The sequence below is a fragment of the Flavicella sp. IMCC45668 genome (genome assembly GCF_057219105.1).
In genome coordinates this window covers 1,512,785-1,536,460 of record NZ_CM170114.1, presented here as the reverse complement: position 1 = coordinate 1,536,460, position 23,676 = coordinate 1,512,785, and the positions used below count along the sequence as shown (strand labels likewise).

At 33.4% G+C, this 23,676-nt stretch carries 21 protein-coding genes and 2 tRNA genes; 14 read left to right on the top strand and 9 right to left on the bottom strand.

Going from position 1 to position 23,676, the window contains the following annotated elements; translation table 11 throughout:
• The first annotated feature begins 15 nt into the window (after window positions 1-15).
• Together AC2DZ0_RS06660 and AC2DZ0_RS06655 are read left to right on the top strand one after the other, a co-directional pair.
• Window positions 16-1,599 carry a carbohydrate binding domain-containing protein gene (locus AC2DZ0_RS06660; protein ID WP_484644490.1) on the top strand — a complete coding sequence of 528 codons (1,584 nt, stop codon included), beginning with the start codon at window positions 16-18 and terminating at the stop codon, window positions 1,597-1,599.
• A 142-nt stretch (window positions 1,600-1,741) separates the two neighbouring features.
• Entirely contained in the window at window positions 1,742-3,385 is a 1,644-nt protein-coding gene (locus AC2DZ0_RS06655; protein WP_484644488.1) for an AsmA family protein, read from the top strand.
• A gap of 18 nt (window positions 3,386-3,403) precedes the next feature.
• Here AC2DZ0_RS06655 and AC2DZ0_RS06650 read toward each other — a convergent pair whose 3' ends face one another.
• Both AC2DZ0_RS06650 and AC2DZ0_RS06645 read right to left on the bottom strand, forming a co-directional pair.
• Window positions 3,404-4,363 carry a YHYH protein gene (locus AC2DZ0_RS06650; protein ID WP_484644487.1) on the bottom strand — a complete coding sequence of 320 codons (960 nt, stop codon included), beginning with the start codon at window positions 4,361-4,363 and terminating at the stop codon, window positions 3,404-3,406.
• 52 nt (window positions 4,364-4,415) lie between these two features.
• The gene (locus AC2DZ0_RS06645) at window positions 4,416-5,429 is read right to left on the bottom strand and encodes an HAD family hydrolase (RefSeq protein ID WP_484644486.1); all 1,014 of its coding nucleotides are present in this window, start codon (window positions 5,427-5,429) and stop codon (window positions 4,416-4,418) included.
• A gap of 187 nt (window positions 5,430-5,616) precedes the next feature.
• On the opposite strand from AC2DZ0_RS06645, the gene AC2DZ0_RS06640 reads away from it, so the two are divergent.
• On the top strand, window positions 5,617-6,588 hold the full coding sequence (locus AC2DZ0_RS06640) for a fasciclin domain-containing protein (protein WP_484644485.1): 972 nt from the start codon (window positions 5,617-5,619) through the stop codon (window positions 6,586-6,588).
• Between the two features lie 127 nt (window positions 6,589-6,715).
• On the top strand, window positions 6,716-7,663 hold the full coding sequence (locus AC2DZ0_RS06635; protein ID WP_484644484.1) for an aldo/keto reductase: 948 nt from the start codon (window positions 6,716-6,718) through the stop codon (window positions 7,661-7,663).
• Between the two features lie 3 nt (window positions 7,664-7,666).
• Here AC2DZ0_RS06635 and AC2DZ0_RS06630 read toward each other — a convergent pair whose 3' ends face one another.
• From AC2DZ0_RS06630 to AC2DZ0_RS06610, 5 genes are all read right to left on the bottom strand, one after another.
• A complete protein-coding gene (locus AC2DZ0_RS06630) occupies window positions 7,667-8,179 on the bottom strand; it encodes a hypothetical protein (protein WP_484644482.1) in 513 nt (170 codons plus the stop codon).
• 72 nt (window positions 8,180-8,251) lie between these two features.
• Window positions 8,252-9,007: a DNA/RNA non-specific endonuclease gene (locus AC2DZ0_RS06625; RefSeq protein WP_484644481.1), complete on the bottom strand. Its 756-nt coding sequence runs from the start codon at window positions 9,005-9,007 to the stop codon at window positions 8,252-8,254.
• A 259-nt stretch (window positions 9,008-9,266) separates the two neighbouring features.
• Window positions 9,267-9,340, bottom strand: a tRNA-Arg gene (locus tag AC2DZ0_RS06620).
• Between the two features lie 60 nt (window positions 9,341-9,400).
• Entirely contained in the window at window positions 9,401-9,634 is a 234-nt protein-coding gene (locus tag AC2DZ0_RS06615) for a putative signal transducing protein (RefSeq protein ID WP_484492248.1), read from the bottom strand.
• A 16-nt stretch (window positions 9,635-9,650) separates the two neighbouring features.
• A complete protein-coding gene (locus tag AC2DZ0_RS06610) occupies window positions 9,651-9,788 on the bottom strand; it encodes an SsrA-binding protein (protein ID WP_484492486.1) in 138 nt (45 codons plus the stop codon).
• A gap of 132 nt (window positions 9,789-9,920) precedes the next feature.
• Between AC2DZ0_RS06610 and AC2DZ0_RS06605 the strand changes: the two genes are divergently transcribed.
• Window positions 9,921-10,856 (top strand): calcium/sodium antiporter, encoded by a 936-nt coding sequence (locus AC2DZ0_RS06605; protein WP_484644480.1) that lies wholly within the window; start codon window positions 9,921-9,923, stop codon window positions 10,854-10,856.
• Between the two features lie 96 nt (window positions 10,857-10,952).
• Here AC2DZ0_RS06605 and AC2DZ0_RS06600 read toward each other — a convergent pair whose 3' ends face one another.
• Complete coding sequence (locus AC2DZ0_RS06600) at window positions 10,953-11,972, bottom strand: glutamine synthetase beta-grasp domain-containing protein (RefSeq protein ID WP_484492246.1); 1,020 nt, start codon at window positions 11,970-11,972, stop codon at window positions 10,953-10,955.
• 282 nt (window positions 11,973-12,254) lie between these two features.
• Here AC2DZ0_RS06600 and AC2DZ0_RS06595 point away from each other — a divergent pair, with 282 nt between their 5' ends.
• Both AC2DZ0_RS06595 and prfA read left to right on the top strand, forming a co-directional pair.
• Window positions 12,255-13,433: an AIR synthase related protein gene (locus tag AC2DZ0_RS06595; RefSeq protein ID WP_484644478.1), complete on the top strand. Its 1,179-nt coding sequence runs from the start codon at window positions 12,255-12,257 to the stop codon at window positions 13,431-13,433.
• Between the two features lie 106 nt (window positions 13,434-13,539).
• Window positions 13,540-14,616: a peptide chain release factor 1 gene (gene prfA, locus AC2DZ0_RS06590; RefSeq protein WP_484492244.1), complete on the top strand. Its 1,077-nt coding sequence runs from the start codon at window positions 13,540-13,542 to the stop codon at window positions 14,614-14,616.
• 506 nt (window positions 14,617-15,122) lie between these two features.
• Here the strand turns inward: prfA and uvrB are convergent.
• Entirely contained in the window at window positions 15,123-17,108 is a 1,986-nt protein-coding gene (gene uvrB / locus AC2DZ0_RS06585; RefSeq protein ID WP_484644477.1) for an excinuclease ABC subunit UvrB, read from the bottom strand.
• A gap of 248 nt (window positions 17,109-17,356) precedes the next feature.
• On the opposite strand from uvrB, the gene AC2DZ0_RS06580 reads away from it, so the two are divergent.
• The 7 genes from AC2DZ0_RS06580 to AC2DZ0_RS06550 all read left to right on the top strand — a co-directional run bounded on the left by AC2DZ0_RS06580 (window position 17,357) and on the right by AC2DZ0_RS06550 (window position 23,613).
• Window positions 17,357-18,496: a serine hydrolase domain-containing protein gene (locus AC2DZ0_RS06580; protein WP_484644475.1), complete on the top strand. Its 1,140-nt coding sequence runs from the start codon at window positions 17,357-17,359 to the stop codon at window positions 18,494-18,496.
• 150 nt (window positions 18,497-18,646) lie between these two features.
• Window positions 18,647-18,720: transfer RNA gene (locus AC2DZ0_RS06575), tRNA-Asp, on the top strand.
• 142 nt (window positions 18,721-18,862) lie between these two features.
• Entirely contained in the window at window positions 18,863-20,155 is a 1,293-nt protein-coding gene (locus tag AC2DZ0_RS06570) for a porin (protein WP_484644474.1), read from the top strand.
• 102 nt (window positions 20,156-20,257) lie between these two features.
• Window positions 20,258-20,773: a lactoylglutathione lyase family protein gene (locus tag AC2DZ0_RS06565; protein ID WP_484644473.1), complete on the top strand. Its 516-nt coding sequence runs from the start codon at window positions 20,258-20,260 to the stop codon at window positions 20,771-20,773.
• Window positions 20,774-20,832: 59 nt separating this feature from the next.
• Window positions 20,833-21,360, top strand: a complete 528-nt coding sequence (locus AC2DZ0_RS06560) for a DUF4442 domain-containing protein (RefSeq protein ID WP_484644472.1) — start codon at window positions 20,833-20,835, stop codon at window positions 21,358-21,360.
• An 11-nt stretch (window positions 21,361-21,371) separates the two neighbouring features.
• On the top strand, window positions 21,372-22,541 hold the full coding sequence (locus tag AC2DZ0_RS06555) for a dipeptidase (protein WP_484644470.1): 1,170 nt from the start codon (window positions 21,372-21,374) through the stop codon (window positions 22,539-22,541).
• Between the two features lie 163 nt (window positions 22,542-22,704).
• Window positions 22,705-23,613, top strand: a complete 909-nt coding sequence (locus AC2DZ0_RS06550) for a LamG domain-containing protein (RefSeq protein WP_484644469.1) — start codon at window positions 22,705-22,707, stop codon at window positions 23,611-23,613.
• The last annotated feature ends 63 nt before the right edge of the window (window positions 23,614-23,676 follow it).

Genomic DNA, 23,676 nt, shown 5'->3' with positions numbered 1-23,676 from the left:
ATTAATTTGATAAAAATGAAAAAAATATATCTAATATTGTCTTTAGCATTAGCTACAATGTTTGTGGCTTGTAAAGATGAATCCTATGAGCAGCCAAATTCATTTTCGGATGTTGGTTTCTATACAGGAGGAGCAAGAGAAAGGGTTTTAAGATCAACCGCTGGAAGTTATATGTCTTTTATGGATGTGTCACAAGGTACTGTTAATCATTCTTGGACAATTCAAAAAGGAAATTATTTTCTTAGAGGACCTATAGGAAGAAAAGACACTATTTTCGATCAGTTTATTATAAACAAAGTTGATACAATTTCTAATGACGATACAGTACATGTACTTTTTCCGGAAGGTGGTTTGAAAGAAATAACATTGCATAATACCTTTCATGATTCGGTTGCATTTAGAGGAAACAATGGTGTAGAAGATTATATTCTTCCGTCGGTAAAAGTTGGAGACCTATGGGTTATTGACACTACTTTTGTTGTTGACGTTTATGAATCTCTAATAGCAGAAATTGAAGTAAGACAAGATGGTGCTTTAGTTTCTCATGAAAAAACTACAGATACCATAACAGTAGAAGTTGGTGGGACGCTCGAGTTTACTGATATTACTACAATAGGAAGGCCTACAGAGAGACAATGGACTGTGTCTGGAGAGGTGAGCAGGGAACAAGTGTTTACGCCAACATTCAAAAAGTTAGGTATACAAACAGCTAGATTAATAGTACAAAGAAGTGGTGAGGATATCCCTGGTGATAATGATTTTTATACTATGCCAGCTGCAATAAAAGTAATTCCTTCATCTAAGCCTTTCCAAGTAACAGGTGTTATTCAAGAGCAGTTAGATGAAACCATTCATGTTCCTTTTAATGGTGAATTCGAGCCTTTTACAGGAAAAGAAGCATTTTTCTCAGCTAAAGTGAACGGTACAGATTTCTCTATCAAATCAGTAGTTATTAATCCGGATGACGCAACTGTATTAGTGGTAACTTTGGATGATCCTATATACAGACCGGATGTAGTAACTGTTTCTTTAGAAGATGGTAGTGGTATTACTTCTACAGATACAAGAGTTCCGGTTGCATTTACGGATTCAGCAGTAACCATGCATAATGAGAATTTGCTGCCTACCAATGTTGCAGATGCAAGTGCTTGGGGGCCGTGGTGGAGAAATGCACCACATGTTGAACTTTCTACGGAGCAAGCATCTTTAGGAACTAGTAGTGTTAAAATGACTATTTTACCAGGTGAAGCAACTTCAGAATCTGGTTATTCGTTCCCTAATGATGGTGTAATTTCTTTAGAAGCAGGAAAAGAATACATTTTCCGTTATAAGGTTTATATTGATGGAGCAAATAGTCCAGTAATGCCTTTGAATGGTCAAATGTTTATCCTTAACGATTGGGGATGGAATTCGACAGTAGATTTTTCTACAGGTACCTTGCCAACGGATGAATGGATAACTCAAGAAGTTACCTATACACGTTCTCCTAGAGATGTGGCAAAGTTATGGTTCAGAATAAATGCGAATGCTGGACAGACTACAGAAGCAACTATATATATTGATGATTTCTTCTTAATAGAAAAAGAAGAAAGACCATAGTATAATTGTTTTAATTTTAAATTAAAAAGGGCCTTCATTTGTTGAAGGCTCTTTTTTTTTGTTCTGTTTTTTAGTGGGGGATAGCTTTGGATAAAATAAAAAATAAGAAGATATTTGTCTGAAATAATTGTATGTTGCTTACATGAGGAACGTTTTAAAATTTGCCATAATACTCCCTGTAATAATTGTCTTTTTTGGCCTAATAGGATCTTGGTTTGTTTTTGAGTATAAAAAAGATTGGTTGAAAGATGAACTTCTTTTAGTTGCTAACGACAATTTTAAAGGTGAATTTCAGATAGAATCTTTAGGTTATGATCTGTTTACTTATTTCCCTAAGGTAGCTATTACATTGAATAATGTTTCATTTATTGAAGATGGTTTTGTTAAACCAAATGAAAATATTTTTGCTTTAAAAAAAATAGCTCTTGATTTTGATTTAAAAGAATTGTTATCTAATTCTAAGTGGATTATTAAAAGAGCCGTGATTGAAGATGGATCTTTAAATTTAATTGAATATGAGAAGTATTGGAATATCGCCAATGCCTTCTCAGTATTAAATTATAAATCTTCAGATCAAAGTAATACTGCATTGAGTTCACCATTTGTTTTAGCAATAGAAGAGTTAGAAGTCAAGCAGGCCTCCATGTCGATTTTGTTAGATGGGAATAAAAATGCTGAATTTTTTGAGTTTGAAAATGTTAAGGCGAAACTTAAATTGTCTGGTAATGTTTTGGATATCGAGGTAAATTCTAATCAAGAGATAAGACCTACATTTTTTGAAAAATATGATCTAAGAAAACTTGAGAAATCGGAGTTGTCGTCAGGTTTTAGTATTGATTTAAATACGGATAAAATCGATGTAAGATCTAGTGTTCTTAGGTTTTTAAATCAGTCTTATCAGTTTAAAGGTAGCTATAGTTATCAAAAGGATCATATAATTGATTTGGAGTTTAAAGGTTTTATAAACGATTCCGAGATGCATGAGGCATTTACAAAAGGAAAAGTCTACACAAACTTCAGTCAAAATGAAAAAGTATTAAATTTTAAAGTATCATCTTTTGATGTAGATGTAAACAAAGCTCTGAATGAGTATAATCCTCATAAACTTGCTGAAGGTAATGTAGATTTTTGTGTCGATTGGAAATTTAAGGGATATAATTTTAGCGAGTTTAAGAAAAACTCCAATGCTAAAATTGGAGTGAATGGAAAGGATATAATGCTTTATGGTATGGATCTTGACCATTTGTTAAAGAATTATAAAAAGAGTCAAAATTTTAATTTGGTTGATATCGGTGCTTTTGCATTTGCCGGTCCGTTTGGCACTGTTGCTGTAAAAGGGTCCGATTTTACAAAATTACTAACCACAAAATTCACAGATAAAGATTCTTCAAATATAAAGGAACTTGTAATAGATATGAATCTTTCCAAAGGAGTTTTAAAAGCTGAAGATGTCGCTTTTTCTACAAATAACAATAGACTCGCTTTATTTGCAGACTATGATATTGTAAAAGATTCTATTCCTAATGCAGAAATTGTGGTTTTAACGGATAGGGCATGTCAAATATTAGGACAAAAATTTCATGGAAATCCAGAAGCAATTGTATTGGATGAAGTAAAAGTTGTAAAAACGCTTATGGGATCTGTCGTCAATTTATTTAGAACTTTAACGCTGCAAAAATGTAATCCCATCTACTTTGGAAAAGTCAGTCATCCCGTACCAACGGATCCTAATTATTTTATGATCGATGGCGCTAATGCAAAAAAGATATTTGAAAAGAAAAAATAGCAATGTGTAGTGCTTTTTTTACAAATCGTGAGGTCTATGGTCATGTTGTGGCGGTCCTTGTCGGCCATTATGTCTATGTTGACCCGGTGGTGGTCCTTTTCTACGGATTTCAGTAAAATTCCCTTTTAGACATCTACTCATATATGGGTACTCCTCAGTTACAAAATAAGCATAAGAACCATTTATGGTAGTTCCATTACATTCATCTAGGTTGCCAAGCCCATCAATGTATTCCCAATCAGAAACAAAAGTACCATCAGGGCGAGTGTCTTGAAGGTCTTTTTCCATGCCATGTTTTGGGTTTTTATAGGCGCACGCATCACCAGTTCGATTGGTTTTTGACAGTTGATAGCTTGGCTTGTATTTACCGGTTTTAGAGAAATAAATTGGAAAGCCGTCTTTAGCAAAACCTACATGAATTAAATCTTCTCCTCTGTCTAAAATTTTTATTAATTCGGTTGGTACCCCATGGTAATGATAAGCACCCGTTGGTTGAACATGTGCATTGTTAAAGTCTAACCCTAGGTTAACCAAATCTTGAAAAGCTTCTATTTTATACACTTCGCCTGTTTCACAAACAAATCTTTCCGCTGTTTCTGGTTCAAACTTCACTCCGTTTATTGCGATTCCTGGTTCTCTAGCCCATTTTGATTTACCAGATAATTGAGGGTTAATCGGAATGAAATACTTCAGTTTTTGTGCAGAAATTGTATTTGGATTCCCGTAGGTAGGGAATTTTCCTGTTTCATGATTAGGGAGTGCATTGGTATTTATAATTCTATTCCCGTTCTTTAATTCGACGGTTGTATTTGTGCCATACGTGCTACTAGAAATACTATATTCTTTAAAGAAATCCGTTGTTAATAAATTTGTTGTTTGAGCTACTTGCTTCTTCGAAATTGTTTTGTTTTCTGAAGATCCACAACTTATGGCAATACATAGACTGAAAAAATAAATAATAATGCGCAATGATTTCATATAATTACAGATTTTTAGTTTGTTTCTATTTAATCGAGGATAATTTTAAATATTATTTTTTAGGCACTAGTTCGTAGGGATAGATTACTGTCCAGTCTTGCTCCATATCCACAATTGTCCAATCTTTTTCTTTTGCTTCATCAAGACCTTTGTTAAATCTTCCAATGTGAGAATCCCGATCGTATGCCCATTCTCTGATTGAGTCAGTATGGTGAACGTAAAGCATAAAACTTTTAGATTTATTTGAAGCGGTCCAGCGAAGCATCTGAAGATCACCATCTGAGTTACCTGCGGCAAAAACTGGCTTTCTACCAATAAATTTATGGATTGCTTCAGGTTTTCCTCCTTTATCATTATTAAAATCTAGTTCAGGTAACCTTTTTATAATAGGATTTCCATTATTGTAATCATATGATGTTTTAATAGAGCTACCAACAACCTGTTCCTTAGGTATTCCATATACCTGTTCTGTGAATGGTCGCATAAAATCTAATCCACCCCCAGAGACAATGTAAGTTTTGAAGTTGTTTGATCTTAAATAAGATAAAAGTTCTAGCATAGGTTGATAAACTAAGTCTGTATATGGTTTGTTTTTTGTTGGGTGAATTGCTGTTTTTAACCAGTTTTTTACAATTTCTTCAAATTCCTCTGTTATACTTCCAGCATGCGTAGCCATCACTATTTTGACGATTCCTGCCTCTCCGTATTGTAATAATTCTTTCATGTTTCCTTCCAATGCGGCTTTATATGGTTGCGTAGTTTTCCATGATGGATGTTTTTCTACATTGGCCTTAATTTGGTCAATTGCAAAGAAAAATTGAAAATATAAAGGTTGTTCCGACCATAAAGTACCATCATTGTCAAAGGTCGCAATGCGTTCATTAACAGGGATGAAGTTTTTACTTGAAGGGTTCGTGGCAGTGTTTACAAAATCTATAATTTGAGATTTATGTTTGCCTGTGTTCCATGATGGTAATGGGTCTTTGGGGGTTTTATTGCTGTGTTGTTTTGTGTTACAGCTTGTTATTAAAAGAATTATTAGAAGTGTGAAAACGCCATTTTTCATAATATGAGTTAATTTTTTTATTCTAAAGATGATTTTATGCCAACAATATATTGATATAAAAATTAGAAATGAAATGTTTACAAAAGATATATGGTGTTTTTTTGTTTAATAAAATAAAAAATTAATTAGACGTTTTTTAAATGTTTTATTATATTTGTTTAATTAATTAACTAACAACTTAAACAAAATGAAAAACTTTTTAAAAAAAATTACCCCGATTGCTTTTATTATGATTTTCACACTTGTATCATGTAACGATGATGATGGTGATGTAATGATGATGGAAGAGGAACAAAAAACAATTGCTGGAATAGCAGTTGCAGACGAGAATTTCTCGATTTTAGTTGATGCTTTGACAAGAACTGGTTTAGTAAGTGTAGTGAGTGATGTAAATGCAGAATTAACTGTGTTTGCTCCAACAAATGATGCCTTTGTAGCCTTATTGTCGGAACTTGATATGGCTAGTTTGGATGAGGTAGAAGCAGCATTAACTACTGAAGGATTGAAAAACGTTTTATTGTATCATGTGTTAGGAGCAGAAGTTAAAAGTAGTGAAGTTTCTACAGGATATGTTGCTACGGCTACTGAGGATAAGTTAAGCTTTTATGTGAATACTTCAGATGGTGTTATGTTAAATGATAAAGCAAAAGTGACCACTCCGGACGTAGATGCAAGTAATGGTGTGATTCATGTAATTGATAAAGTTATATTGCCTTTAACGATAAATGAACTGATAGATTTAAATTGGGAGTTTTCTTCATTGCAAGCTTCCTTAGAGGCAGCAGATGGAGGTTTGGATGCTTTATTCGGATATGCTGAAGCTGGACCTTATACTTTATTTGCTCCGAACGATATGGCGTTCGTTGATTTATTGGACGAATTACAAGTCAAAACTTTAGCGGATGTAATTGGAGCTATCGGAACGGATGGGTTGTCAAATGTACTTACCTATCACGCAGTTTCTGGAGTGGTGAGGTCGGATGCCGTTCCGAGCGGAGAAGTATCAACAGTAAATGGACAAAATATTACCATCTCTACTACTGATGGAGTCGTTATTACAGATGTAGGAGGTGATATGGCAGGAGTTATTGCTGTAGATATTCAAGGAACAAATGGTGTTATTCATGTAATCGATGAAGTTTTGATGCCATCACTGTGATTTTTTATTTATTTTTTTTTCGAAGAAAGAGCCTCCTTGAGGCTCTTTTTTGTTTTTTAATAAAAAGGGTATTTCTTGTAGGGTTTTATACAATACAGTATGTTTATATTTCAATAGAGAAAGTGATATGCAAAAGATAGGATTAGGAACGGCTGCGATAGGAAGACCTCAGTATATAAATATAAAAACAAAAGAAAGTAAACCTTTTGATAAAAATCAATTTAATCAAGATGGCATAAGTTTGTTGGAGTTGGCTTATAAAAATGGAGTTCGTTATTATGACACTTCACCCGGTTATGGAATGGCAGAATCGATACTTTTAAATTGGTTGAATTCTAAATTGGATTCCGAAATAGAATTGGCTACCAAATGGGGGTATACCTACGTAGCGGATTTTAAAAAAGATGCTGCTATTCATGAAGTAAAGGAGCATAGCTTAGAAAAGTTAATTTCGCAATGGGGCGTTTCTAAAAACTTAAAACCATTTTTAACTACATATCAAATTCACTCTGCTACTTTTGAAACAGGTGTCTTAAGAAATATAGAAGTATTAGATAAGTTAGCTGAGTATCAGGAGAAATTTGATTTGAAAATAGGACTTTCCACTACTGGAACCAATCAGGTGGAAGTTTTAAAAGAGGCATTTGATATTGAAATAAATGAAAAACAGCTGTTTGAAGTTTTTCAAGTGACACATAATATTTTAGATCAAAGTGTTGCCGAATTTTGTAATAAAATAGCTAAGAATGGAAAAAGAATTATCATAAAGGAAGCTTTAGCGAATGGAAGATTGTTACCAAATAGAAACTTCTTACAATATGAATTGCTTTATAATCAATTACAACAATTGGCTTATAAATATAAAGTAGGTGTTGATGCGATAGCCTTGAGGTTTTGTGTGCAGAGCATTAATTCTTATTCTGTGTTAAGCGGAGCACTTGAAAAGGAACACTTGTTAAGTAACTTAAAAGCGAATGATTTTGTTTTACAAGAAGAGGAATTGATACTTCTGCAAAACTTTGCAATTCCGACAGAGTCTTATTGGGAGGAACGGAAAAAACTCGTTTGGAATTAAGTGTTAAAGAGCTTGATTCATTGCTTCTGGATTAGCAAACATCCCAATGATAGTGAGCATCCAGAACAAAGTTCCAATTACAGTTAATACAATTTGATTTTGATTGAATTTTTCATCTTCAATGATGTCGTACTCTCCTGAATGTTTGATACCGTAATTAAAAGCGTTTAATGCAGGTATCAGGCATAGTACTGATAAAAAAGAAATAACCCATAAACCTCCTGGTAGTCGACTTGACATATTGAAAGCAACAAAACCTATAAAGTAGGCAAGGGAAGAGAAATTTTCCTTATAACCCGTGGATCTTGCAAACTCTTGAATTTTTTCAAATAATGTATGTAAAAAGAAAATCGCAAATATAGCTCTAGCAAGTGGGACAATTTCTGATTGATCACGCTCCTTAAAAAGTTTCCATGTTTTATACATCCACCAAACATTGTAAAGTCCTAGACTAACAATAAATAAAAAGATAAATTTTCTTGTAGGGAGCAGTTCTATAGTTGGTTTCGGTTGCATTAATTTTGAAATGAATTAGATGCTCAAAGGTAATGAATTCCTTTTTTTATAGCTTATCCATGTTCTTTCAATTTATTTAATTTGTTTTTTCCAATATTCTAAATCTAGACTACTTTCAATTTTTTGTTCTGTTTTGTTACTGAGCATTTTAAAAAAATTAATTCCTGTAATACCTTCTAGTTGGTCTATAGAAATGGCACTATCCCATAAAGACTTATCCAGTACATTGTCATGTTTTAATAAAAATGCGATGGCATGTTTTTTGTCTTTTGAAAGTATTGCTTTAAAAAAATAACCTGGAACAATAATAGAGGTAGCATCACCTATCGCTTCAATATTTTTATTGAAAACAGGACCAGAGACGCAATATATGACTCCCAAGGAAATACAAAATTTCTTTTCTAGTTCTTCCAGATTGTACCAATCTCCACCAACACGATTGAAATTTTTTCCAATTTGAGGAGAGATATTTGACGTGTAATAACTTTCACGATAGGAATTTTCACTTCGTTTATTGTATTCTGCCCTAGAGAGATGCCCACGGTCAAAGTTGGTATTTGTAAAATCATCGTGAGTTGCTGCCCCAAGAATAACATTTTTGTCTTGAATAAATTTTCCAAGTCTTTCTCTACTTTCCAATTCTATTTCTTCCTTTGTTAATTCGTAAGATACCCAGTACGGTTGCTTATGCAGATTAGAATAGCAGGTTGTAAATTCTGTATAATATAGAACCTGTCCGTCTAAAGGGCTTGGTGTATAATCAAATGCTTGTGCATAGGATGAATTGGTTATAATTAAATATAGGATATAGAAGATTGCTTTTCTCATATTGAATTTTTTATTTAAAAGTAATTAAAATTCACCACTAGTTGACTTTGGTGAATGTAGGAATTCCTTGGATTTAAGGATAGGGATTTAAGAAGTTGCAAGAGTTAAAGCTTTTTTTACAATGTCATCTTTTTTCTTTTTCAGCTTGTATAAAGAGGTAGAGCCAGAGGTAAAATAGCTTCTTTCATAGGGCTAAATAAAAAAATCCCTAAAAACGAATGTTTAAAGGGATTTAATATCTAAAATCTATAAGATTTTGTGACCGCGATAGGATTCAAACCTATAACCTCTTGAGCCGTAATCAAGTGCGCTATTCAGTTGCGCCACGCGGCCGTTAAGCGGTTGCAAATATAGAGTTTTATTACAATATGCAAAACAAAAATCGAAAAAAAATTAAATTAATTCTCCTTTTAGTTTATCAAGTATTTTTGTTGCTTCTGAAAGGTCGTTTTCATAAACAAAAAGTTCAACATGATCACCAAAAGATCCGAAACCAGCGAGTCGTGCAGATTCAGAATCATTTTTTGTGATAAAAGGGATCTCAGCGTCGTTTAAATCTAGTTGTAGACGTTGGATTTCAATAAAAGAAGCAGTATGTAATGCAACATGGTTTGATTCGTTTGCCATTCTATGTAATTTATGGTTATAATGATTTTTTTGTAATGAAAGCTCTGTAGCCAATAATAGCCAATTGCCATTTTTTAGCTTTGCTCATGTCTAATTGTTTTTTACCGAATGAAGGTAAAACCAATTTATTGAATTTTGCAATTGATTTGTACAACTGTTTTTTCATAGTTCTCCAATTTTAGGATCTATCTAAATTACAAAATAAATTAAAGATTTTTGTTAAAGTAAATTCAAAATTAAATAGGACCTCTGTTAGAATAGGTATCTTTGCGTCAAAATTATTAAAATGGATTTGATATTTATTATTGTTGGTTTAGTATTGTTGATCTTTGGTGGAGATTGGTTATTAAAATCAGCTGTTGGGTTTTCTTTGCGTTTACAGATACCAAAAATTATTATTGGTATGACTGTAGTTTCATTTGCTACTTCGGCACCTGAGTTAATCGTAAGTTTAAAATCTGCTATACAAGGTCATTCAGATTTAGCAATGGGAAATGTTATAGGTTCCAATATTGCAAATCTAGCATTGGTGTTGGGGATTACTGTGTTGTTGTCTGATATAAAGGTAACCAAGAGCTTTTTTAAAACCGATTGGCCAATTATGATGTTAGCTTCTATGTTTTTATATGTCTTTATAATTACTGATGGGGTACTTGAAGCTTATGAAGGAGGAATCCTCTTTGCTGCTTTGGTTGCATTTTTGATCTATATGTTAAAGTTTCAAAAGACAGCAGTAGAAGATGAGATGCCTGAAGATGATGAAGAGTTACCCTTATGGAAGGCTCTGATGTTTTTAGCGATTGGTGGAGCTGCTTTATGGGGTGGTTCTGAGTTGTTGATTTCTGGTGCAGTTGGATTGGCAGAGCAGTTTAATGTGAGTCAGAGGATTATTGGTGTTTCAATAGTGTCTGTTGGTACAAGTATTCCAGAACTTTCCGCTTCTATTATAGCTGTGCTAAAGAAGGAAAAAGCAATTAGTTTAGGGAATTTATTAGGGTCTAATATTTTTAATATTTTGGCCGTGTTAGGTCTAACTGCAGCAATCCATCCGATTACCATTGTAGACAAAGGTTTGATAGAAAATGACATCTATTGGATGCTGGCTATTTCTTTCTTGATTTTACCGCTTAGTTTTTTTTACAGAAAAATGAATTTCGGAAAACTAGAAGGTGGAATTTTACTACTTATATATATAGGCTTTATTTATACAATGATTTTTTAAAGATAGAAGTATAATATAGTGTCTGGTTTTGAGATAAAAGCATAAAAAAAGCGTTCAAGTTAAACTTGAACGCTTTTTATATAAATGTGCTTATAATTATTTAACTGGCTTAACAGTTTTGATAATTCTAGCAGCAATCTTGTAAGGATCTCCGTTTGAAGCAGGTCTTCTGTCTTCTAACCATCCTTTGTATCCTTTTTCTACAGCGATAATTGGAATACGGATTGAAGCTCCACGGTCAGAAACTCCCCATGAGAACTGATCGATAGATTGAGTTTCGTGATCTCCTGTTAAACGTTGATCGTTTTCAGCACCATAAACTTCAATGTGTTCTTTTACTACTGGACGGAAAGCTTCACAAATTTCAGCGTATTTCTCAGCAGAACCACACTCTCTCAAGATAGAGTTAGAGAAGTTAGCGTGCATCCCTGATCCATTCCAGTCTAAATCTTTTCCTAATGGTTTTGGATGGTACTCGATGTACATTCCACGACCTTCAGTCAAACGATCTAATAAATATCTAGCAATCCAAATTTCATCACCAGCTTTCTTTGCTCCTTTAGCAAATAATTGGAATTCCCATTGTCCAGAAGCAACCTCTTGGTTGATTCCTTCAAAGTTCAATCCAGCTTCGATACATAAATCAGCATGCTCTTCAACTAAATCACGTCCGTGAGTGTTTTTTCCACCAACTGAACAGTAGTACATTCCTTGTGGAGCTGGGTAACCACCTCTTGGGAATCCTAATGGTAAATCAGTTTCAGTATCCATGATGAAGTATTCTTGCTCAAATCCGAACCAGAAATCGTTATCATCATCTTCAATCGTAGCACGACCGTTAGATTCATGTGCAGTTCCATCAGCATTTAATACCTCAGTCATTACTAACCATCCGTTGATACGGGCAGGATCTGGGTAGATCGCAACTGGTTTCAAGATACAGTCAGATGCTCCACCAGAAGCTTGTTGTGTAGAAGAACCATCGAAAGACCAGTTTCCTATTTCTTCTAATGTTCCTTGGAAGTTTTCATGCTCCTCAACTTTAGTTTTACTTCTTAAGTTTTGAGTTGGCTTGTAACCGTCCAACCAAAGGTACTCTAATTTAATTTTAGCCATAATTCTATATGTATTGTTTATATGTTTCTATGATAATTTTTTGAAGTCACAAATATAACACATAATTTTCTATCAAGGATTAAAAAGTACGTAAAAATACGTAGAAAAATAAATTTTTAATGGAATGTTTGATTTCAAAGAAATTTATTTAGGATATCTTATTTTCAAGCTCTTAATATTGCAAAATCTTAAAAGGTTTCTGCGTATATAAAGTTCATTCAATAGGCTAAAAATTGATTTCAAATAAGTAACTTTGCATTTTTCAAATTCAAAGAAATTAGAATGAGTTCAGAAACTAGTAAAAGGTATAGTCAAAGAGGGGTGTCAGCTTCTAAGGAAGATGTTCATAATGCTATTAAAAATGTTGATAAAGGTTTGTTTCCACAGGCGTTTTGTAAGATAGTTCCGGATCATCTTACGGGTGATGAGGAGTACTGTTTGATCATGCATGCAGATGGTGCAGGTACTAAATCTTCATTGGCTTATATGTACTGGAAAGAAACAGGCGATATTTCTGTTTGGAAAGGAATCGCTCAGGATGCATTGATCATGAATATTGATGATTTATTATGTGTTGGGGCAACGGATAATATTATGCTTTCTTCTACAATTGGAAGAAATAAAAATTTAATTCCTGGAGAGGTTTTATCTCAAATAATTAATGGAACTGAGGAGTTGTTGCAAGAATTAAAAGAGTTTGGTGTTGAGATTCATTCTACCGGAGGGGAAACTGCGGATGTAGGAGATTTGGTGCGTACAATTATCGTTGATTCTACTGTAACAGCAAGAATGAAAAGAGCTGATGTAGTAAATAATGCAAATATAAAACCAGGTGATGTAATTGTAGGATTGGAGTCTTTTGGACAAGCTACTTATGAGAAATCATATAATGGTGGTATGGGTAGTAACGGTTTGACTTCTGCTCGTCATGATGTTTTTGATAAATATTTGGCCGAGAAATATCCAGAGAGTTTTGATGCTGCAGTTCCTGAAGAATTAGTGTATTCTGGAAAAGTGAAATTAACTGACGCTGTAGAGAATTCACCGATAGATGCTGGCCAATTGGTGTTGTCACCGACAAGAACTTATGCACCAATCATTAAAGAAATTTTAAGTAAATTTTCAGCAGATGAAATTCATGGTATGGTTCACTGTAGCGGTGGTGCTCAAACTAAAATTTTACACTTTGTAAAAGATTTGCATGTTATCAAAGATAATATGTTTGAGGTACCTCCATTGTTTAAACTTATTCAAGAGCAATCTGGTACAGATTGGAAAGAAATGTATCAAGTATTTAATATGGGACACAGAATGGAAATTTATGTACCAGAGAATATTGCATCTGAAATTATTGAAATTTCAAAAAGTTTCAATGTAGAGGCTAAAATTGTGGGTAGAGTAGAGGCTGCAGAAAGTAATAAATTGACAATTAGAAGTGAGTTCGGTGAATTTGTTTATTAGTTGCGTTAAAATATAGTGAAAAGACCAGTGTAAACACTGGTCTTTTTGGTATCTATAATAATCGGATAAAAAATGTAAATTTGTATCCAAGAAAAGAGATTAAAAGATGTTAGATAAGATTAAAATATTTAAGCAACGTTTTGATGAGGTATCAGATTTGATTATTCAGCCTGATATCATTATGGATCAAAAGCGCTATGTAAAGCTTAATAAAGAATATAAAGATTTAGGTCAAATAGTTGATAAGTCTAATGAGTATGAAAAGCTGTTAAGTAATATTGCAGAAGCTAAAGAAATTATTTCTGATGGTTCAGACCCTGAAATGGTTGAAATGGCTAAAATGGAATTAGATGAAGCTAATGAACAAATCCCTCAGATAGAAGAGGAGATTAAGTTCATGTTGATTCCTAAGGATCCAGAAGATGGTAAAAATGTAATTGTTGAAATTAGAGCTGGTGCTGGAGGTGATGAGGCAAGTATTTTTGCTGGTGACTTGTATAGAATGTATACAAAATATAGCTCCGATAGAAACTGGAAAGTTGAAGTTGAGGATATTAGCGAAGGAACCTCAGGAGGTTTCAAGGAAATTATTTTCAGTATTTCAGGAGCGGATGTTTATGGTGATATGAAATTTGAATCTGGTGTACACCGTGTACAGAGAGTTCCTCAAACTGAGACGCAAGGACGTGTACACACATCTGCAGCAACTGTAATGGTTTTACCAGAAGCAGAAGAGTTTGATATTGATATGAAGATGAGTGATATTAGAATTGATTATTTCTGTTCTTCGGGACCAGGAGGGCAATCGGTAAATACTACCTATTCTGCTGTTCGATTAACGCATATCCCATCTGGGTTGGTAGCACAATGTCAAGATCAAAAATCTCAGCACAAAAATAAAGATAAGGCCATGAAGGTTTTACGTTCAAGATTATATGAACAAGAGCTAGAGAAAAAATTAGCGGCAGATTCTTTGAAGAGAAATTCTTTGGTTGCTAGTGGGGATCGATCTGCAAAAATTAGAACTTATAATTATCCACAAGGGCGTGTTACAGAGCACAGAATTGGGATGACTTTATATGATTTACAGAATGTTATAAATGGAGATATTCATAAAATTATAGATGGTCTTAAGTTGGCTGAGAATACAGAAAGGTTAAAAGAGTTGGGAGAAGCTCTTTAAGCAATATAAGGTTATAAAAAAAGCTGCTAACATCTGTTAGCAGCTTTTTTTGTGTCTTGTAAAAAAAATCGGTTGTGTCTGCGGCACGAGAACACAACCGAAATAATTAACCGACTACTAATTTAATTATCATTTTTTTGAAATTCAATCTTAAATAAAAGAGTAAAAAAACGGATGAACATTAAGGGGCGTATTTCATCCGTTTTTTACAATAACCATTTAATTACTCTTACTTACTGTAAAATTAAAGTATTCATACAATTCTCACAATAACCATAAATAAGTGAATTTTCACCTCCCTATTTATAAGGAGGGGTTCTTGTGGTTGTAACTAAGCTGTCGGTTTTATGGCAGTAGGGATAAAATAAACAACAGCTCTCTATTATTTAAATCATGTTGTATTATGTGGTCTAAGAGGTATTATCTTTTTCCTTAACCATATGGTTAAGTTTGTTGATAGAAGTATCGAAAGATGGGGGATCTAGGTAGTCTTGTAGATAAGTGTACTATAGTTTTTCTTTTAGTTCTTTTATTTGATCTCTTAATTTAGCGGCTACAATAAAATCAAGATTTTTAGCAGCTGCTTCCATTTCTTTTCTTGCTTGATTGATTCTTTTTTCAATCTCACCTTTCGTTAAATAGGTTAAATCTTGTTCTGCGGCAATATTTTCATCTATAGACGAGTAGGAGGTTCCTTGGTTTTCAAGAAGTGCATTGTCTATTTTTTTAGTAATTTGCTTAGGTTTGATATTGTGTTTCACATTGTAGGCGATTTGTTTCTCTCTTCTTCTAGCTGTTTCAGAGATAGTTAACTCCATACTTTTTGTGATTTTATCTCCATACATAATGGCTTTACCATTAACATTTCTCGCTGCTCTACCAATGGTTTGCGTTAGGGATCTATGCGATCTTAAAAAACCTTCTTTATCAGCATCAATAATGGCAACCAAAGAAACTTCAGGTAAATCTAAACCTTCTCTTAATAAATTTACCCCAATTAAAACGTCAAACAATCCTTTTCTAAGATCTTGTAATATTTGAACACGCTCAAGTGTATCAACATCAGAATGTATGTATCTACAACGAATTTGTATTCTCGTTAAGAATTTAGCCAACTCTTCTGCCATTCTTTTGGTAAGGGTGGTTACTAAAACACGTTCATCAAGTTCAATTCTTTGTTGAATTTCTTCTGTTAAATCGTCTATCTGATTTTCACTTGGCCTAACTTCAATAATTGGATCTAATAATCCAGTTGGTCGAATCACTTGTTCTACAAAATGACCTTCTGTTTTTTCAAGTTCATAATCTGCAGGTGTAGCACTCACATATAATACTTGATTTTGCACGGCTTCAAATTCTTCAAACTTTAAAGGCCTGTTGTCCATAGCAGCAGGTAATCTAAAGCCAAATTCTACCAAGTTTTCTTTTCTGGATCTATCGCCACCATACATGGCATGTGTTTGCGGTACTGTTACATGACTTTCATCGATTACCATCAAATAATCTTCTGGAAAATAGTCAAGTAAACAGAAAGGTCTTGTACCTGGTTCTCTTCCATCTAAATAGCGCGAATAATTTTCAATTCCACTACAATACCCTAATTCACGTATCATTTCTAAATCAAACTCAGTACGTTCTTTTAGTCGTTTTGCTTCAAGGTGTTTTCCTATTTCCTTAAAATAATCCACTTGCTTCACCATGTCTTCTTGTATTTGATGAATGGCATTTTGGAGGATGTCTGGTGATGTCACAAATAAATTTGCAGGGTAGATATTTAGAGATTCAAATTTTTCAACTACCGTATTATTTTCAACGTCAAATGATTCAATTTCCTCAATTTCATCCCCAAAAAAATGAACTCTGTATGCAAATTCTCCATAGGAAGGGTATATGGTGATCGTATCTCCTTTTACTTTAAAACTCCCACTTTTTATCTCTGTTTCGGTTCTAGAATATAAGCTTTGCACCAACATATGTAAAAATTTGGTTCGCGCTAAAACTTGATCTTGCTCTATGGTAATTACATTTTTCTTGAACTCAACAGGATTTCCAATACCATACAAACAGGATACGGAAGCAATCACTAAAACATCTCTTCTTCCAGAAAGTAAAGCAGAGGAGGTGCTAATTCTCAAACGTTCAATATCATCATTGATGGATAGATCTTTCTCTATAAAAACACCACTAGAAGGGATGTAGGCTTCAGGCTGGTAATAATCATAATAGGAAACAAAATATTCCACTGCATTGTTTGGGAAAAACTCTTTGAATTCGGCGTATAACTGCGCTGCCAATGTTTTGTTATGAGCCAAAACAAGCGTAGGCCTGTTTACATTTTGAACAACATTTGCAACTGTAAACGTTTTACCAGACCCCGTGACTCCTAAAAGGTTCATGTATTTTTCATCATTTAAAATACCTTGAGTAAGTTGCTTGATGGCTTCTGGTTGATCTCCTGTTGGTTTGTATGCTGATTGTAATGTAAAGTCCATATTGCAAAAATAACGTAAGAAAATCTAATAAAGGACATAATAAAAATTATTCCATGTAAATGAACTTTTAACTGAGAAATAATTGAAATTTAATAGGAATGGGATGTTGGTGTATATGTTAAACAAGCATATTTTTTTGAAATACCGTGAGATAATGTTAATTTGCGAGACATTACCCCTCAATTATTTTTTTTTTGAAAAAAGTCTTATTATTTAGTTCCGTTATCCTAGTCCTGCTTTTCCTATTTATGAAATTAGGAAGAACCTCTAATTACACGCAAGACTCTATTGAACATGTTGAAATAGACTCCGTTAAAAATATTAAAAGACAAGTAGGAGTCGTGGTTCAAAAGTATCCTGATAGTAAAGTAGAGCAGGTGAGGCATAAAATGGATTCATTATTGAAAAGGATTCATAAAAGATATGATTTTCATGGCGCCGTATTGGTCGCAAAAAACGGTAAAATTGTTTATAATAACCAGATTGGTTTTGCAGATTTTAGAAAAAAGGAACTGTTACATCAAACTTCTGCGTTTCAAATAGCATCTGTAAGTAAGCAGTTTACGGCAACAGCGATCATGCTTTTATATGAGCAAGGTAAATTACATTTGAAAGATTCGGTTACTCAATTTTATCCAGATTTTCCTTATAAAGATGTTACCATAGAGCATTTGTTGACTCATACATCAGGAGTGCCAAAATATTTTTGGGTAGCAGAGCATAAATGGGAAGAGAAAGAACCGCCAAATAATTCTGAAATGATGACTTTACTGGAAGAAACAAATACTCCTCGTTTTTTTAGAGCTGGTAGAAACTTTGATTATTCCAACACAGGATACTTTGTTTTAGCCTCCATCGTAGAGAAAATTTCAGGTATGACCTATGCTGATTTTGTGCATGAAAATATTTTTAAGCCATTGGGAATGAAAAATTCTTTTGTGTATAGCTATAAAAAAGATACCATACGTGAGAACCAATTAATTGGCTATAGACTATATAAGGGTTGGAGACATTTAAAAATTAGAGGTACCGTTAATGATGCCATTGTTGGCGATAAAAATATATATGCCAATACAGAAGATTTGTATAAGTGGAATTATGGATTGCATAATGGCATGCTTTTATCTGAAGCTTCTGTGTCTTTGATGCAAACAAATGGGGAAACGAAATATGGTAGAAAAGTTCCTTATGGGTTTGGTTTTAGATTAGATCATGGCAAAGATGGTAGAGTTTATCATTATGGAAAATGGAATGGTTTTAACACAGGTTTGATTCAATATCCAAAAGATGATACGGTAATTATTATTTTAGAGCACACAAGCTATAGGTCTATTGCCTCCTTAAATTCAAAAATCAAGCGTATTGTAGAGAAATATCTTGAAAGTTAATTTTTTTTGAAAAATATTATTTTTTAAATATTTGTAAATGAAAGAACTATGCGTTTGTGTCGCTTTCAGAAGGAAATAAACATAATTTTTATGGGAAAAAGTTTGTGAGATACATGAATACAATGTAAATTTGCAACCGCTAACAGCAACGGTCTGGTAGTTCAGCTGGTTAGAATACCTGCCTGTCACGCAGGGGGTCGCGGGTTCGAGTCCCGTCCAGACCGCAAAAGCCTCAAAACAAATGTTTTGAGGCTTTTTTATTTAAAAGTTGTGCTATTTATTTGTTATTAAATTTCTTCTAATTTTATTTATTCGGATAACTAACTTTTTTTAAGAATGTAGTACCTTGAAAAATAAAATTTAGAAATGAGATTTTTTTTAATTTTTCTATTTTTAATTGGTATTTCTGAAGTTCACGGACAAAAGAAACATGCCTTAGATTCTCTTCAGAAAAGTAATTCTTCTGAGTTGAAACAGCAGCCTGGTTTGGCATTGGCAGCCTCCAAAATATTTTTCTCTGAGAAAAGATATTCCATCAGCGGTTTTGGTGAATTTAATTTTGTACCATCGCAAGGGGAAATTGATAAAAATATAGGGGATTTAGAATTGTATTATTCCGGTTTGTATCGTTTTGCCACTTTTTTTGGATATCGAATTTCGGATAAATTAATTTGGAATTCAGAGGTTCAGTTTGAATACATTCACTACAAACAAGAAGAAGCTCATTTGGAATTTGTCTTTGAGGCTTTTGTAGATTATTTATTTCAAGATTATCTAAAAGCTAGGCTTGGTTTTTACCCTTTGACTATAGGATATGTGAATAATAATGATGAGCCTGTTATGTTTCACTCCGTAAATCGTTCGGAAGTGGAACGTTTGATTATTCCTAGTACTTGGATAGAATTAGGGGTTATGTTCTATGGAAATGTTTCTAACAATTGGAGTTATGCTTTAGGTTTTTCTCAAGGACTGAATAGTGAAAAATTTTTAAGTCCAACCTGGATTCGTCAAGGGAGAGAAATACGATTGGATGCTCCGAAGTCAATATCAATCAACCCTCAAATAAATTATACTGGATTTTCGAATCTTACACTTTCATTGTCAGGTTATTTTGGAGATTCGGGGCAAGGCGCAACTGTTTTTGATGGAGTTTCTGAAAAAGAATTAAAGGGGAAGATTAACCTTACTTCGGTTTATGCCAATTACCAAAAAGGTAATTTTAGTTTTGTTGGAGTGGGGGCCTATGGACAGTTAACAGATACAGAAAAAATCTATCAACAAACAGTATCAGCAACTGGAATCGGTCAGGTATTAGGAAAAGAAGTATATGGTTATTTAGTTGAGTTGGGGTGTGACGTATTGCCTTATTTGATTAAAAATAAAGTTAGGAAAGAAAAAGAAAATATTTTTTTCAACGCAGTAGAACAAAAGTTAACGCTATTTACTCGATACGAAAGATTGAATACACATTTTCATATCGAAACCGTTTTGGAAAACCTTCCAAAATCAGTGAATGATTTGAGTATCTGGACTTTTGGTATCAACTATAATTCTACGGAAAATATCGTCTTAAAAGCGGATTATCAGCACAGGACAAATTATGCTGTTCAAGAGCCTATGAATCACATTTATGAAATAGGATTAGGTTTTATTTTTTAAAGATAAAGAAGAGGGAATTTACTTTGAAATTTCTAAAAGTTAAGAGAATTGATTAAGTTTATATACTTTTAGTTTTAACGAGTACTTAAAAAAAAATGTAATATGAAAGAAACAAAATATCCTAGGTCATTTTCACATGTTGGTATCACTGTTCCGGATATTCATAAGGCTGTGGCGTTTTATGGAGAGGTAATGGGGTGGTATGTTATTATGGAGCCATCAGAGGTTAAAAAAGAAGCTGAAACAGCTATTGGACAAATGTGTATTGATGTTTTCGGAGATGCATGGGAAACATTTGAAATAGCGCATATGGCAACTTCAGATGGTATTGGAGTAGAGTTGTTTTCGTTTCCGCATGGAGTAAAAGAAGCTCCAGAATTCAACCCTTTTAATACAGGGTTATTTCATTTTTGTGTACAAGACCCAGAAATTGAAGCTTTGACCGAAAAAATAGTTTCTTATGGAGGAAAGCAAAGAATGCCTATCAGAGAATATTATCCAGGAGAAAAGCCTTTTAAAATGGTGTATGTAGAAGATCCTTTTGGGATTGTTTTTGAAATTTATACGCATAGTTACGAATTGACTTATTCCTCTGGAGCGTATCAAGACAAGCAGTAAATTTAACTACTTAGTAATCTATAAATGTTAAGTTTAACCTCATAAAAATAGTTAAATCCATGTCTATTTATAAGCAGTTAACAGAATTCGGAGAGAAATTTGTGTCAAAAGCAACTCTTTTTAAATTTGGGTTTAATAAATCTCCCATGTACAAAAGAAGTACAGGGAAGGTTATTTATACAGCAAAAGATTTAAGTCTTGTAAAAGTGAAAATTCGATTGAGTTGGAAAAACAAAAACTATGTTAGTTCTATGTTTGGAGGCAGTATGTTTTCAGCTGTAGATCCTATACCCATGATTCAACTAATTCATCTTTTAGGAAATGACTATGTGGTTTGGGATAAAGAAGCTACGATTCGATTTAAAAAACCGGCAAGAGAACATTTATATGCAGAATTTCAGTTTACTAATGATGAGTTGAGGTATATTAAATCTAGTGTTGAAAATCAGAATGAAATACAAATAGAAAAATTGACTGAGCTTAAAAATAAAGAGGGTACTTTTGTATATTGCGAAGTTCTAAAAACTATTTACATAGCGAATAAAGAATTTTATAAACAAAAAATAAATTTAAAAAAACAGAATTAAAGATTATAGGTATGAATTTTAATAAATTAAAGATAATTGCTGTAAGTTTAAGTTGTTTGGCTATTACTGCATTTGTAATTCCGAACAGTGAAGAAAGTAAAACTTGGGAAGCATCTAAAAAAGCCAAAAAATTTGTAAAAGATAATATCGTTATTGATTTTTTTGCATCTCCCTATGGAGTGGGGTGGAATAAATCAAAGCATCTACATGATTACATGGATAGAGCTAGAGCTACTGGAATTACCGGTGCATCAGCTACACTTGCTGCGACTTATTACACATGGGAGCAATTTATAAAAGAGTACAGTGTTTGGAGAACAACCATGTTAGAGCAAAAAGATAAATTTGTTTTTGTTCATTCTTATGAAGATTTTGAAAAAGCACATAAAGAAGGTAAATACGCAGTAGCTTGGAACTCGCAAACGAGTACCGTTTTAAATGGAGATTTATCTAGAATAGCCGTTTTAAAAGGAATGGGGGTTGGAAGCATGCAATTAGTTTATAATGGATCTTATGATATGGGTTCAGGTGTTATTGAGTATTATAAAGGAAAAGATAGTGGTCTGACTTCAAGAGGTAAAGCCATGGTAGATGAAATGGTGAAGCAGGGGATGATTGTGGATTTAAGTCATACAGGTAGAAATACAGCAGTGGATATTTCTAATTACATGTTAGAAAAATATCCTGGAGTACCATTTATGTATTCTCATTCCTTACCTTCAGGTTTGTATAAAAATTTACCAGACGCAACTGAAAAAGGGTGTTATAGAAATATAACAGATGAACAAGCATTATTAGCGGCAAAATCAGGAGGTGTTGTGAGTCCAACATTTACTGAGTGGATGATGGATGGCGTTTGGCCAGATGATATTTCTCCGGTGCAATGTGCAGATATGATTGATTATTATGTGAAATTGTTAGGAGTGGATCATGTTGGAATTGCTACAGATGATATGTTTACTCTTGAAATTTTAATGAGTTTTGTAGGAGCAAATGCTAATAGTTATGATGATGATGGATACATGATAAAAGCTATGGATAAAGGAGCAAGCGGTTGTGGGGAGTTGTCAAAAATTTTACCTGCGATAACAGATGAGTTATGGAAAAGAGGTTATTCAGATAAAGATCTTAAAAAAATATATGGATTAAATATGCTTCGTGTTTATAAAGAAGTATGGTAGTTATATCAAACTATGAAAAAAGCAGCTTACTATAAATTTAGTAAGCTGTTTTTTTATGATGTAAAAAAAGGGGGGATAGGTATCTCCATATTCGTGTTTTGAAAAATAGTTTTTATCTAAGAAGTGCATTAATGATTTAAAACGAAAAGTTTAACTTTGGGATATGTGTAAAATTGTATCAAGATTATTTTTATTCCTATTATTTTTTAGTTGTTCCAATGATGACAATACCATTGTAGAACCACCGATAGAACCTGATCCAAAAGAAACACCTTATTTTGAAGAAGGGCAGAATCCTTTATCAGACGGAAGAACTTGGGAAAAGGTTACAAATTTATCTGATGAGTTTGAACAGAATAATTTGGATACAGAGAAATGGGCATCACGGGTAAGTACATGGGTAGGGAGGCCTCCGGCTATTTTCAAAGATGAAGCGATTTCAGTAGCAGAAGGAAATTTAAAAATTACCAATTATTTGCTACTGGAAGAGGAAATCGTGAACGGAAATACTTACACACATGCCGGCGGGTTAATAAGATCTGTTGAAACAGCAACTGTAGGAATGTATTTTGAATGTAAAATGAAGGCGAACAAAACTTTTATGTCCTCAACATTTTGGTTGATCAATACAAAAAATGAAGGTGTTGGTTGTGATAGAAGAACAACTGAGCTAGATATTCAAGAATGTGTTGGAGAAGTTACAACGGATGCAGGATGGGCTCAAGGATTTGATAAAGAGATGCACTCTAATACGCATAGTAGAAATGCAGAGTGTGATGAAACGATAGAAGGTTCCATTGGCAATTCTGCTGCTTGTGGTGTTGTTTATGAAAATTACCATATTTATGCCGCTTGGTGGAAAAGCCCAACAGAAATACTATTTTTTTTAGATGGAATTTATTTAAAAACAGTTACCCCAGTTGAAAAATTCAACTTAGCGATGTATCTACGATTAGTAACTGAAACTTACGATTGGAATCCTGTTCCGCTAAATGGTGGCATGACGGGTTCAGAGGAAGAGAGAACCACTAGTTATGATTGGGTGAGAACCTGGAAACCTAGTCTAGATTAAAATAAAAATCAGTTATTTGATTTTGATAATATTATTTTTGCTTCATGATTATTTTTTTTAATG